This is a genomic window from Bradyrhizobium sp. AZCC 1719 (assembly GCF_036924525.1).
In the GTDB taxonomy this organism is placed as follows: domain Bacteria; phylum Pseudomonadota; class Alphaproteobacteria; order Rhizobiales; family Xanthobacteraceae; genus Bradyrhizobium.
Genome location: NZ_JAZHRU010000001.1, coordinates 1069248 through 1082219, shown reverse-complemented (window position 1 = coordinate 1082219; position 12972 = coordinate 1069248). Strand labels below are relative to the sequence as shown.

The window sequence follows — 12972 nt, the reverse complement described above, 5'->3', positions numbered from 1 at the left end:
ATAATATTATGATCCTCATACCAGGAGGGCGTCATGCCTGAGGCATATATCTACGATCACGTTCGCACCCCGCGCGGCCGCGGCAAGTCCGATGGCGCGCTCCACGAGGTCACGGCGCTGGCGCTGGCCACCGTGCCGCTGCAGGCGTTGAAGGAACGCAACAACCTCGCCGAAGACGTCGTTGACGACGTCATCCTCGGCGTGGTCGATCCGGTCGGCGAAGCTGGCAGCGACATCGCGCGCTTCGCGGCGCTGAAGGCGGGCCTCGGCGAAAGCGTCCCCGGCGTGCAGATCAGCCGGTTCTGCGCCTCCGGCCTTGACGCCGTGAATTTTGCCGCCGCCCAGATCATGGCCGGCCAGCATGAACTCGTGATCGGCGGCGGCGCCGAATCGATGAGCCGCGTCGGCATCGGCGCGTCCGGCGGCGCCTGGCCGATGGACCCGTCGATGGCAGTGCCGTCCTATTTCATGCCGCAGGGCGTCTCGGCCGATTTGATTGCGACGAAATACGGCTTTTCGCGCGACGACGTCGACGCCTATGCCGTGCAGAGCCAGCAGCGCGCCGCCAAGGCCTGGGACGAGGGTCGCTTCAACAAATCGGTGGTGCCGGTCAAGGACGTCAACGGCCTCACTATCCTTGCCAAGGATGAGCACATGCGCCCGACCACGACCATGCAGTCGCTGGCGCAACTGCAGCCGTCGTTCACCGTCGTCGGGCAGATGGGCGGCTTCGATGCGGTCGCGATCCAGTCGCACCCCGAAATCGAGCGCGTAAATTACGTCCACCATGCCGGCAACTCTTCCGGCATCGTCGATGGCGCCGGCGCGGTGCTGCTCGGCAGCAAGGAAGCGGGCGCGAAACTTGGCCTGAAGCCGCGCGCAAAAATCCGCGCCTTCGCCAATATCGGCTCGGAGCCCGCGATGATGCTGACCGGCCCGGTCGACGTCACCGAAAAACTGTTCGAGCGTTCCGGCATGAAGAAGTCGGACATCGACCTGTTCGAACTCAACGAAGCCTTTGCTTCCGTCGTGCTGCGCTACATGCAGGCGTTCGAGATCGATAATGCGAAGATCAACGTCAATGGCGGCGCGATCGCGCTCGGCCATCCGCTCGGCGCGACGGGCGCCATGATCCTCGGCACCGTGCTCGACGAGCTGGAGCGCACCAACAAACAGACCGCGCTGGTGACGCTGTGCATCGGCGGCGGCATGGGGACCGCTACGATCATCGAAAGAGTCTGAGAACGTAGGGTGGGCAAAGGCGCTCTTGCGCCGTGCCCACCATCATGCACTCCGCTGGGAATGGTGGGCACGCTTCGCTTTGCCCACCCTACGAATTACCGCTTAACCGCCGCGCCTGATACCGGCTGCCGGCACCGAGGGAGCACCACATGGCCTTCAAGAATTTCAAGCTAGAGACCGACGCCGACGGCATTGCGCTCGTCACCTGGGACATTCCGGGACGTTCGATGAACGTACTCGATGAAACCTCGACCACCGAGCTCGAGGAGATCCTGAAACAGACTACGGCGGACGCCGCGGTAAAGGGCGTCGTCATCACCTCCGCCAAGGAAGCGTTCTGCGCCGGTGCCGATCTTTCCATGCTCGAGGGCATGAACAAGGAATACGCGAAAGTCTTCAAGGAAAAGGGCGAGGTTGCCGCCAACCAGATGCTGTTCGACCAGAGCCGGCGCTTTTCGCTGGTGCTGCGCGGCATCGAAACCTGCGGCAAGCCATGGGCGGCCGCGATCAACGGGCTGGCGCTCGGCGGCGGCTTTGAGGTGACGCTGTCCTGCCACTACCGCGTTGCGGCTGAAAATCCCAAAACTCGCCTCGGCCTGCCGGAAGTGAAAGTCGGCCTGTTCCCCGGCGCCGGCGGCACCCAGCGCGTGCCGCGTCTGGTGCCGCCGCAGGATGCGATGACGATCCTGCTCAAGGGCGATCCGGTCACCGTGGAGAAGGCCAAGTCGCTGAACCTGATCCACGCCATCGTACCGGCTTCCGACCTGATCAAGGCGGCCAAGGACTGGATCAAGGGCGGCGGCAAGGCGGTCGCGCCCTGGGACGAGAAGGGCTTCAAGCTGCCGGGCGGACCGGTGTTCTCCAAGGCCGGCATGATGATGTTCCCGGCGGGGAATGCGATCTACCGCCGCGAGACCTACGACAATTATCCGGCGGCGCGCGCCATCATGAGCTGCGTCTATGAGGGCCTGCAGTTGCCCATCGATGCCGCGCTCCGCGTCGAGTCGCGCTACTTCACGCAAGTGCTGCGCTCCAAGGAAGCCGCCGCGATGATCCGCAGCCTGTTCCTGTCGATGCAGGAGCTGAACAAGGGCGCGCGGCGGCCTGCGAACGTGCCGCCGACCAAGGTGAAGAAGATCGCCGTGATCGGCGCCGGCTTCATGGGCGCCAGCGTCGGCTACGTCTCGGCCCGCGCTGGCCTCGACGTCGTCCTGATCGACCGCGACCAGGAAAGCGCCGACAAGGGCAAGGCCCATGCGCAGAAGGTGATCGACGAGCAGATCGCCAAGGGCCGCGCCAAGGCAGGTGATCGTGACGCGCTGCTGGCGCGCATTACCCCGACCGCGGACTACGCTGCGCTAGCGGATTGCGACCTCGTCATCGAGGCGGTGTTCGAGGACCGCAAGGTCAAGGCGGAAACCTTCGCCAAGGCGCAGCAATATCTCAAGCCCGACGCGATCTTCGCGTCCAACACCTCGACGCTGCCGATCACCTCGCTGGCCGAAAGCTTCAAGGAGCAGGGCAAGTTCATCGGCATCCATTTCTTCTCGCCGGTCGAGAAGATGATGCTGGTCGAGATCATTCTCGGCAAGAACACTGGCGACGTCGCGCTCGCCGCCGCGCTCGACTATGTGAGGGTGATCGGCAAGACACCGATCGTCGTAAATGATTCCCGCGGCTTCTACGCCAACCGTTGCGTCGGCCGTTACATCGCCGAAGGCAACGAGATGTTCCTCGAAGGCGTGCCGCCGGCGATGATCGAGAACTGCGCCAAGATGGCCGGCATGCCGGTCGGTCCGCTGTCGCTGTCGGATGAAGTCGCCCTCGACCTCGGGCTGAAGGTCATCAAGGCGACCGAGGCCGATCTCGGCCCCAACGCCATCAACCCCGACCAGAAGAAGCTGATGGTGGAGCTGGTCGAAAAGCAGGGCCGCCTGGGGCGCAAGAATGCCAAGGGCTTTTACGATTACCCCGAAAAGGGCAAGGGCCAGAAGAGCCTGTGGCCGGGACTATCCGCGCTGCAGCCGAAGCAGCTCGATCCTGACACGATCGACGTCGAGGAACTGAAGCAGCGCTTCCTGGTGGTGCAGGCGGTGGAGGCCGCGCGCACAGTGGAGGACCACGTCATCACCGACCCGCGCGAGGCCGATGTCGGCTCGATCCTGGGCTTCGGCTTCGCGCCGTTCACCGGCGGTACGCTGTCCTATATCGACTTCATGGGCACGCGGAAGTTTGTCGAGCTCTGCCACAAGCTGGAGGCCAAATACGGCTCGCGCTTCACCCCGCCGAAGCTCCTCGAAGATATGGCGGCGAGCGGCGAGACCTTCTACGGCCGCTTCCCGCCGAAGAAGCAGGCGGCGTAGGCGTTCTCTTCATCGTCATTCCGGGGCGATGCGAAGCATCGAACTACGGTGCGCACTTGCGCACCTGAGAATCTCGAGATTCCGGGTCTGGTCCTTCGGACCATCCCGGAATGACAAACACAAACAAAAAGGGCCGGATCATTGATCCGGCCTTTTCGCACTCCCGTGCTGAATGTTCACGCCGCCTTCAGCAGCCCTTCCTTGGTCATCGCCTCCTGCACCTTCGGGCGCGCAGCGACGCGGGCCTTGTAGGCAAGAAGGTTCGGCATATCGGAGAGATCGAACTTCAAGCGGTCGGTCGCCCACATCAGCATGGTAAACAGATAGCCGTCGGCCACGGTCAATTGCTTGCCCATCACGTAGTCGCGGTCGGCCAGCGCCATTTCCAGGTACTTGAACTTGCCCATGACGCGGTCCTTGAAGAAGGCCTTGGCGTCGTCGGCGAGCAGAGGTGAGAACATCGGTCCGAGATTCTTGTGCAGCTCGGTCGTGATGTAGTTCAGCCATTCCAGCAGCTTGTAGCGCTCGTCCGAATCGCGGGGCGGCGCCAGGTTCTTGCCTGCCTTGTCGGCGATCATCTGGACGATGATCGGGCCTTCGGTCACCAGCTCGCCGCTATCAAGCGCCAGCACCGGCACCTGGCCCTTCGGGTTGACCTTCAAAAAGTCGTCACCATTCTCCAGCTTCTTGGCGCGCAGGTCGACCTTGACCAGGTCGTAGGGCAGACCGGCCTCGAGAAGCGCGATATGGGGGGACAGCGAACAGGCGCCCGGGGAATAATACAGTTTCATTGGATTTTTCCTTCCCTCGATATTATTGGCGGGATGACTAAATGCATCTGCATGGAATAGTCAAGATTGATGCAGATGCATTTAGTGCGGTACACTGATGTGTGACAGACACGGATTAGGCTATGAAACGCAAACCATCGACCGAGGCGACCGCCGCCTGGATCCGCCTGATGCGGGTGCAGAGCCGGGTGCTCGATGCCGTCGAACAGGATTTGAAGAAGGCGGGCTTTCCGCCGCTGGCCTGGTATGATGCGCTATTGGAACTGTCGCGCGCCCCGTCCGGCGAGATGCGCCCGGTAGAGCTGGAAAAGCAGATGCTGATCCCGCAATATTCCACCTCGCGGCTGATCGACCGCCTGGTGGACGAGGGCTTGGCGGCGCGGCGCGAATGCAAGATCGACAAGCGCGGCCAGTTCGTGGAGATCACCGAAGCCGGGCGCGAGTTGCAGAAGAAGATGTGGGGCGCCTATTCTGCGGCGATCGAAAAGCACGTCGGCTCCAAACTGTCCGATGCCGACGCCATGAAGCTTTGCGGTCTGCTCGACCGGCTGGGCTGTTCGTGCTCCGACGTCAAGGCGGCCGCTGCCCGCGACGGCGTGTCGGCGCGATGACATCTTTGATACGTTTCGTTGGTGCGGACGCCGCCGTCCGCACCCCTTCAGCCACACGGCGCGTTCGGTCGAATCGCCAGATATCCGGATTTTTTCATGGCGCGTGACCAGATCGATATGACGCCGCTGCAATCGCGTGACGAACTCGTCGCGTGGTTCGAGGCCGGCATCAAGCCGCCGTCCGAGTTCCGCATCGGCACCGAGCATGAGAAGACCCCGTTCACGCTGGAGGGCCGCCAGCCCGTGCCGTATGAAGGCGCGCGCGGCATCGGCGCGCTGCTCGAAGGCATGCAGCTTTTGCTCGGCTGGGAGCCGATCATGGAGAACGGCAACATCATCGGGCTGTATGATGTCACCGGGGGCGGCGCGATCTCGCTGGAGCCGGGCGGGCAGTTCGAATTGTCGGGCGCCCCGCTCGAGAACGTGCACCAGACCCAGTCCGAGTTGATGGCGCACCTGGCGCAGGTCCGCGAGATCGCGACGCCGTTGGGCATCGGCTTCCTCGGGCTCGGCATGACGCCGTCCTGGTCGCGGTCGCAGATCCCGGTGATGCCCAAGGGCCGCTACAAGATCATGACCAACTACATGCCGAAGGTCGGCCAATACGGCATCGACATGATGTACCGGACCTGTACAGTGCAGACCAATCTCGACTTCTCCTCCGAAGCCGACATGGTCAAGAAGCTGCGGGTGTCGATCGCGCTGCAGCCGGTGGCGACCGCTTTGTTTGCCAATTCGCCGTTCACCGAGGGCAAGCCCAACGGCTTCCTGTCGTTCCGCTCCGAGATCTGGCGCGACACCGATAATGCGCGCGCCGGCATGTTGCCGTGGGTATTCGAGGACGGCATGGGATTCGAGCGCTGGGTCGACTACGCGCTCGATGTTCCCATGTACTTCGTCAAGCGCGGCGAAACCTATATCGATGTCGCCGGCTCGTCGTTCCGCGCCTTCTTCGAGGGCCGCAACAATTCGTTGCCCGGCCAGCGCCCGACGATATCAGATTGGGCCAATCATCTGTCGACGATCTTCCCGGAAGTCCGCCTGAAGCGTTATCTGGAAATGCGCGGCGCCGATGGCGTGCCGTGGGGCCGCCTGCCGGCGCTGCCGGCGTTCTGGGTCGGCCTGTTATACGACAATGACAGCCTCGACGCGGCCTGGGATCTGGTCAGCCACTGGACCGCCGCGGAGCGTCAGGCGTTGCGCGATGACGTCCCGCGCTTTGGCTTCAAGGCCAGGATCAAGGACCGCTATCTGTTCGAGATCGCGAAGGAATGCCTGAAGCTGTCGTATGCGGGCTTGCGGCGGCGCAACCGCGTCGACCATTCCGGCCGCGACGAGAGCCGCCACCTCGAACCGCTGGAGCGCATCCTCGAAGCGGGCCGCACGCCGGCGGAAGAGATGCTGGATAAATTCAACGGCGATTGGGGTGGTTCCGTGGAGCCCGTCTATCAGGAATACGCGTTCTGATTAAACGGGTTGCCTCTTCGGGCCGTTCATCCGCCGTACAGGTTGATGGCGCTCAAATGACGGCCGATCCAGCATGATCCGAACGACCGCCTGCCGGTCTTTCGAAAATCATGCTGAATCAACGGGCTGAGGGCGGGACGACCTTTCGAGGAAAGTCATCCCACGCTGGCAACGCGCATTCGAAAGCAACCGCAGATGGAGACTGTTCGCCTGCTCAGGGCGTGTGTGGTGGCGCTCGCCTTTTTGGCGGCGGCCGTATGCGCGCGCCCGGCGCTGGCGCAGGCCAATTTCGACCGTCCCGGCGGCGATTATCTCAGCGCGCCCGTGGTCTCGGGCGATCCGGCGGAATGCGCGCTGATCTGCGAGCGCGATCGGCGCTGCCGCGCCTGGAGCTTCAACTATCCGACCGGCTTGATCAAGGGCGCGGTCTGCTGGCTGAAGGGCAGCGTGCCGCCTCGAGTCAAGAGCGGCGATTGCTGCGTTTCTGGCGTGCGTGGCGCCGGCGTGGTCGAGCGCCGCAATGACAGCGTTGAAACCTCAATCGACCGCGTCGGCGGCGATTACAAGAATTTCGACCTCAAGGACGGCGACGGCGATGACGTCTGCAAGGCCGCCTGCGCCGCCGACAACAAATGCCGGGCCTGGACCTACGCGCGCCCCGGCTACGCCGGCAAGGACGCCCATTGCTTCCTGAAGAAGGACATCAAGCCGCCGCGAAGGAAGGCGGGGTTTACGTCAGGCGTGGTGAGGTAGCGCCGCATCCACCGCCGTTGTCCCTGCGTGCGCAAGGGACGACGATGATTGTTACGGTGCATCCGCCGGCAACACCGTGAGCTCCGGCCACAGCCCCTTCCAGCGCGCAGCCTTGGCCTCATAATTCGCGACCGAAAAATTCGGTCCCGGGTTGGGCCGCGCGATCATCCCGGCGACATCGTCAAAACCATTCGGCGCGTAAACCTCATACCCATCCCGCGTGCGCCGGATTCCGATCTGGGTGTTCTTGGTCAGAAAACGATCGATGCCATCGGTCGAGCAACGCAACGGCGGGTAGGGCAGGCGATGTTTCTCCGGGTACCAGAGATGCACGCGCGCCTGGTTGCGCGCCTCGACCCCGATGCCGCGGCTTGAAAACCGCTGCGCCAGCGTGCGTATCACGCCATCCTCGGCTTCCCAGGACGTATCGGGATCGAAATAGAACACGTCGTAATCGTTGATGCCGTAGTCGACCGCGCGCTTGGTCAGCACGTTCCACACCGTCTGCACGAGACAGCCGGAGACCAGCCAGGCGTCCGGCAGTGACAGTCGAAACAGTTCCTCGGTGATGATTTCGTTGATGGGATTTTGTAATGCGGCGGTGAGGAATTCGGCTTGATTCATGAAGGCCGCCTGCAACGTTTTGAAACCCTCATGGTGAGGAGGCGCTTTAGCGCCGTCTCGAACCATGTGGCCCCGCTGGTGCCATTCATCCTTCGAGACGCGCGTTCCGCGCTCCTCAGGATGAGGTCTGACCGTAGTGGTGGGCACGGCGCAAGTGCGCCTTTGCCCACCCTACAAGTTCGCGTCGAATTCCTTCACCGCCCTCTTCGACGCCAGCGTGCGCCAGTGCCGGCGCAACAGCGGCTCGACGGTGGCGCGGTTGGCCTTCGAGAGGCGGATCAGCACGATCGGATAATCGCGGTAGTGATCGGTGAAGTAAAATGACTTCGGCCGGCGGCTTTCCACCAGCATCTCGCGCTCATCCCTTGGCACGCCCGGCATCACCAGGCTGTCGCCGTCCTCCTTCAGCCGCACGAGCATCTTTTTGCGCACCTTCAAGGCCGGCGTGCCGTAGGAGGTGCCGTCGTCGACCTGCGGCCAGGCCAGCGCGATTTTTCGGACGTCGTCGAAGGTCATGGTTGGCGCCGTAGGGTGGGCAAAGCGACTTGTCCGCCGTAGCTCGAAGAGCGAAGGCGGAAGCGTGCCCACCATTAAGCTTGATCGCTGGCGAGATGGTGGGCACGGCGCAAATGCGCCTTTGCCCACCCTACTTCTACGCGCTCAATGCACGGACGTAAAAAACCGCGCCAGCCGGAAACCCGACGGCCAGGTCCATACCGGCTGGTTGCGCATGCCGAGATCCCAGGAGCCGACCACGGCATCGGCGCGGCCGATCAGATTGTCGATCGGCAACAGTCCCACGCCGCCGTCGCGCACGGAGACGCGGCTGTCGGCGGAATTGTCCCTGTTGTCGCCGAGCACGAACAGCTGGCCCGGCGGCACCGTCACCTCGGGGGTGTTGTCGAGCCTTCCGTTGTCGCGCATCTTGAAGATGGCGTGGCTGACGCCGTTCGGCAGCGTCTCGACGAAGCGATAGGCCCGTTCGGTTTTGCCGCGATCGTCTTCGGCCTGCGCCACGCCGTCCGGCTTCAACGTCGCGGCATGGTCGTTGATGAAGAGCTGGCCCTGCCGCAACTGGATGCGGTCGCCCGGCAATCCCACCACGCGCTTGACCCAGGCCTGCGAGCGGTCGCCCGGCCAGCGGAACACGACGACGTCGCCGCGCTTGGGCGTTTCGCCGAACAGGCGGCCGGTCTCGGGCAGCGTGATCTGGATCGGCAGCGACGCCGCGCCGTAGCCGTAAGGATATTTCGAGGCGAGCAGCGCGTCGCCGATCAGAAGCGTCGGCTCCATCGAGCCGGACGGCACGTAAAACGGCTCGGCCAGCGCGCCCTTGGCGATGAAGACGACGGCAACGATCGCCGCCAGTTGCACCGCCTGGGCGCGCCAGTTCGCTACCTTGCCGAGAGGAGTGTCCTTCTGATCACCTGCCAGTTTCTCGTCGCTCACTAGCCCGTTCCCCCGACCGTGATCCTTTCCATCCGCAGCGTCGGCTGGCCGACGCCGACCGGCACGCCCTGGCCGTTCTTGCCGCAGGTGCCGATGCCGGTATCGAGCGCCAGATCGTTGCCGACCATGGTGATGCGGTGCAGGTCGGTCGGCCCGTTGCCGATCAGCATCGCGCCCTTCAGGGGCGCGCCGAGCTTGCCGTTCTCTATCTTGTAAGCCTCGGTGCACTGGAACACATATTTGCCCGAGGTGATGTCGACCTGGCCGCCGCCGAAATTCGCGGCATAAACGCCGTTCTTCACCGAAGCGATGATTTCCGCCGGATCGCGATCGCCGGCCAGCATGTAGGTGTTGGTCATGCGCGGCATCGGAACATGGGCGTAGCTCTGGCGGCGGCCATTTCCGGTCGGCTTCATGTTCATCAGCCGCGCGTTCTGGCGGTCCTGCATGTAGCCGACCAGAATGCCGTCCTCGATCAGCACAGTGCGGTTGGTCGGCGTGCCCTCGTCGTCAATCGAGAGCGAACCACGCCGCGAGGCGATGGTGCCGTCGTCGACGACGGTGACGCCCTTGGCCGCGACCTGCTTGCCCATCAGTCCTGCGAAAGCGGAAGTCTGCTTGCGGTTGAAGTCGCCTTCGAGGCCATGGCCGACCGCTTCATGCAGCATCACGCCGGGCCAGCCGGCGCCCAGCACCACGTCCATTTCGCCCGCGGGTGCAGGCACCGATTCCAGATTGACCAGCGCCTCGCGGATCGCGCCGTCGGCAGCCTCGCGCCACGCCTTGGTTTCGATGAAGCGCGCATAGCCCTCGCGGCCGCCATAACCCTTGCTGCCGCTTTCCTGCCGGTCGCCTTGTCCGGCGACCACGGAAATATTTACGCGCACCAGTGGGCGGATGTCGCGATAGCTTTCGCCGTCAGGCCGCAAAATTTCCACCACCTGCCAGGTGGCGCCCAGGCTGATGGAGGCCTGCCGCACCCGCGGATCCTTGTCGCGGACATAGGCATCGATCTCTGCCAGCAACTTGACTTTGGCTTCGAACCCCGGCGCATCCAAAGGATTCTCGTCGCCATAGAGCCGCACATTGGTATGCGCCGGAGCAGCGGCAAAATTGCCGCTGTAGCCGCCGCGCACCGCGGCGACTGCATCGGCGGCGCGGATCAGCGCCGGCAGCGATACGTCGGAGGAATGCGCGTAGCCGACCGCGTCGTCCTTCACCGCGCGCAGGCCAAATCCCTGCGAGGTGTCGTAGGTCGCTTGCTTCAAGCGCCCATTGTCGAAGCCGAGCGCTTCGGTCTGGCCGTATTCCAGAAACAACTCGCCGTCGTCGGCGCCCAAAAGGCCCCGCGTGATCTCGCGTCTGACGGTATCGCGGTCGAGATTGGCGCGGTCGAGCAGGGAGGTGGTGGCGAGGTTGGTCATGCAGGCTCCGATCAACACAAATGCTTGTCGCGAACGCGAGCGACCCATAACCACAAGCGCCGGTATCGTATGCGCAGATGTCGTCGAGTTCACATTACGTCGCGGACATCTGTGGTTATGGGTTCCTGCGTTCGCAGGGACGACGGCAATGAAAGATAGTCATGACCGCCGCAAAAGGGGAGGTCTCTTTCACGGCTGTTTGTCATGTCCTTTGCCGGCCGCATCCGCGAGATCCGGATTGGAATCCAGTCTGCCATGCGCATTGGCCCAGCGGGACAGCTCTTCGAACACAGGTCTCAGGGCCTTTGCCGCGGGTGTCATCTCATATTCGACGCGGGGCGGCACTTCGGCGAACACGGTACGCTTCACCAAGCCCTCGTTTTCGAGATCGCGCAATTGTGTGGTCAGCATGTGCTGCGTCACGTCGGGAATGGCGCGCCGCAATTGGCCGAAACGCTGCTTGCCCTCGACCAACTGCCAGAGGATTTCGCCCTTCCATTTGCCGGAGAGCAGGCGAAGCGCGCGGTGAAGCTGCTGCCTGGCCCGCTCGGAGGGGCATTCCTCCACGTTGTCTTCATTGGTCTGCTTTTTCATACTACACTAGAAAAATCATCCTACTTGTCAATTTCATCTTAGTACCGAATTTTGATTTTGAAAGCCTTGGGCGCCTTAACTCTTGGACACCTGGGGACTGCTTCTCAACATTTCGGGAGTATTCAATGTCGGACGTTGCTGTGCCTGCCGGGCGCCGTTGGACCCATGTTGGCGTGTGGATTGTCAGAGGATTGCTGGCGCTGGCGTTTTTGGGGGCCGGAGGCGTCAAGCTCTACGGCGTGCCGATGATGGTGGACGAGTTTCACCACATTGGGCTCGGCCAGTGGTTTCGCTATTTGACCGGCAGTCTCGAGATCGTCGGGGCAATCCTGCTGCTGCTTCCACGAAAGGCGGCCTTCGGCTCGCTGCTGCTGATCTGCATCATGATCGGCGCCGTGATCACGCACTTGTTCGTCATCGGCGGATCGCCGGTGCCGGCGATTGTCCTGCTCGCGCTCAACGCGCTCGTGGCCTATTCGGAGCGCGAGGCGATTGCCTCCCTCGCCAAGGCGTTTTGAAGCAGCGACAATGCGCCTGTCTTTCCGCCGGGTAATCAAGTGGGTCGGGCTGGCTCTGACCTTCATCGTGCCGCTGGTCGTGACGCTGCTGCTGACCGAGCCGGGCTCCGCCGTTTCGAAACCGGAGGCGAAGCGCGCTTTGCCTCAGGTGCATCGGCTGGTGCTGCCGATCAATAGCGACGATCCCACCACGATGCGCGCCTTGATCTCGACCTCGCTCAACCTTCCGAAATACTACCAGGAGCGCAACGAGCCGCTTATGATCGAGGTCGTTGCCTACAATGCCGGCGTTCACATGTTCCGTGCCGACACCTCGCCGGTGAAGGACATGCTGCAGGTGGTAAGGGCGGTGAATCCGAACATCCGTTTCGTGGTCTGCGACGCGACGAAGCAGGGCATGCAGCGCAGCGAGGGCCGTCCGATCACGCTGATCGACAATGTTGATCTGGTGCCGAGCGGGCCCGGCCGCATCATCGAATTGCAGGAAGCCGGTTGGTCCTACATCCGGTCATGACAAGCGGACACGCACCATGACGCTACATCGCGGGTTAACACGCCGCACTCTCGTTGCAGGGCTGCTCGGGGCCGGCGCCTCGGTCGCGATGTCGGCTGCATCCAATCGCGCCCAGGCCGAAGGTCCGCCGCCATTCGCCACCTCCCGGCATCAGTTCATCCAGCTTCGGGGCGCGAGGCCTGTCCCGTCTGTGCCGATTCCGCGTCTCTCCGGCGGCGCGATCGATTTGACCTCCTTGAGAGGAAAGTTGGTGCTCGTCAATTTCTGGGCGACCTGGTGTCCGGCCTGCCGGACCGAACTGCCGATGCTGGACAGTCTGGCGGCGAGCGACGTCAGGAATCTCATGGTGATCGCAGTTGCGACGGATCGCGACCGCTCGGTCGTTGCACCGTTCGTAAAGGGGCTGAAGCTTCGGCGCCTTGCGATCGGGCTTGATCCGCAAGGACTTGTGGCAAGAGCCGGCGCCAGCGGCCAAGCCGACACGCCGTTCGCGCTCTATGGCATGCCCATTACCTTTTTGATCGGCGTCACCGGGCAAGTCGAAGGCTATATCAGCGGTGAAGCAGACTGGCTTTCCAGCGAAGCGCGCCGGCTGCTCGATTACTACGGCAGTGCCGGTTAA

General features: G+C 63.1%; 14 protein-coding genes. 8 read left to right on the top strand and 6 right to left on the bottom strand.

Annotated elements, in window-relative coordinates; translation table 11 throughout:
* The first annotated feature begins 33 nt into the window (after window positions 1-33).
* Window positions 34-1242, top strand: coding sequence for an acetyl-CoA C-acetyltransferase (locus V1292_RS05245; protein WP_334370801.1), 1209 nt, complete (start codon window positions 34-36; stop codon window positions 1240-1242).
* A gap of 149 nt (window positions 1243-1391) precedes the next feature.
* Window positions 1392-3605, top strand: coding sequence for an FAD-dependent oxidoreductase (locus V1292_RS05240; RefSeq protein ID WP_334370800.1), 2214 nt, complete (start codon window positions 1392-1394; stop codon window positions 3603-3605).
* A 176-nt stretch (window positions 3606-3781) separates the two neighbouring features.
* On the opposite strand, the gene gstA is transcribed toward V1292_RS05240, so the two are convergent.
* On the bottom strand, window positions 3782-4396 hold the full coding sequence (gene gstA, locus V1292_RS05235; RefSeq protein ID WP_334370799.1) for a glutathione transferase GstA: 615 nt from the start codon (window positions 4394-4396) through the stop codon (window positions 3782-3784).
* A 122-nt stretch (window positions 4397-4518) separates the two neighbouring features.
* On the opposite strand from gstA, the gene V1292_RS05230 reads away from it, so the two are divergent.
* The 3 genes from V1292_RS05230 to V1292_RS05220 all read left to right on the top strand — a co-directional run bounded on the left by V1292_RS05230 (window position 4519) and on the right by V1292_RS05220 (window position 7227).
* Window positions 4519-5007 (top strand): MarR family winged helix-turn-helix transcriptional regulator, encoded by a 489-nt coding sequence (locus V1292_RS05230; RefSeq protein ID WP_334370797.1) that lies wholly within the window; start codon window positions 4519-4521, stop codon window positions 5005-5007.
* A 96-nt stretch (window positions 5008-5103) separates the two neighbouring features.
* The gene (locus tag V1292_RS05225) at window positions 5104-6474 is read left to right on the top strand and encodes a glutamate--cysteine ligase (protein WP_334370796.1); all 1371 of its coding nucleotides are present in this window, start codon (window positions 5104-5106) and stop codon (window positions 6472-6474) included.
* Between the two features lie 195 nt (window positions 6475-6669).
* Window positions 6670-7227 carry a PAN domain-containing protein gene (locus V1292_RS05220; protein WP_334370795.1) on the top strand — a complete coding sequence of 186 codons (558 nt, stop codon included), beginning with the start codon at window positions 6670-6672 and terminating at the stop codon, window positions 7225-7227.
* Between the two features lie 51 nt (window positions 7228-7278).
* Here V1292_RS05220 and V1292_RS05215 read toward each other — a convergent pair whose 3' ends face one another.
* From V1292_RS05215 to V1292_RS05195, 5 genes are all read right to left on the bottom strand, one after another.
* Window positions 7279-7851, bottom strand: coding sequence for a nucleotidyltransferase family protein (locus V1292_RS05215; RefSeq protein ID WP_334370794.1), 573 nt, complete (start codon window positions 7849-7851; stop codon window positions 7279-7281).
* A 171-nt stretch (window positions 7852-8022) separates the two neighbouring features.
* Window positions 8023-8367 (bottom strand): MmcQ/YjbR family DNA-binding protein, encoded by a 345-nt coding sequence (locus V1292_RS05210; RefSeq protein WP_334370793.1) that lies wholly within the window; start codon window positions 8365-8367, stop codon window positions 8023-8025.
* 144 nt (window positions 8368-8511) lie between these two features.
* Window positions 8512-9285 (bottom strand): signal peptidase I, encoded by a 774-nt coding sequence (lepB, locus tag V1292_RS05205; protein ID WP_442895598.1) that lies wholly within the window; start codon window positions 9283-9285, stop codon window positions 8512-8514.
* A gap of 14 nt (window positions 9286-9299) precedes the next feature.
* A complete protein-coding gene (gene tldD / locus V1292_RS05200; protein WP_334370791.1) occupies window positions 9300-10724 on the bottom strand; it encodes a metalloprotease TldD in 1425 nt (474 codons plus the stop codon).
* Between the two features lie 189 nt (window positions 10725-10913).
* On the bottom strand, window positions 10914-11318 hold the full coding sequence (locus V1292_RS05195; protein WP_334370789.1) for a winged helix-turn-helix transcriptional regulator: 405 nt from the start codon (window positions 11316-11318) through the stop codon (window positions 10914-10916).
* A 125-nt stretch (window positions 11319-11443) separates the two neighbouring features.
* On the opposite strand from V1292_RS05195, the gene V1292_RS05190 reads away from it, so the two are divergent.
* The 3 genes from V1292_RS05190 to V1292_RS05180 are packed head-to-tail and all read left to right on the top strand — an operon-like array spanning window position 11444 to window position 12972.
* A complete protein-coding gene (locus V1292_RS05190; protein ID WP_334370787.1) occupies window positions 11444-11836 on the top strand; it encodes a DoxX family protein in 393 nt (130 codons plus the stop codon).
* A 10-nt stretch (window positions 11837-11846) separates the two neighbouring features.
* Window positions 11847-12350, top strand: coding sequence for a DsrE family protein (locus tag V1292_RS05185; protein ID WP_334370786.1), 504 nt, complete (start codon window positions 11847-11849; stop codon window positions 12348-12350).
* A gap of 16 nt (window positions 12351-12366) precedes the next feature.
* Window positions 12367-12972 carry a TlpA family protein disulfide reductase gene (locus tag V1292_RS05180; protein WP_334370784.1) on the top strand — a complete coding sequence of 202 codons (606 nt, stop codon included), beginning with the start codon at window positions 12367-12369 and terminating at the stop codon, window positions 12970-12972.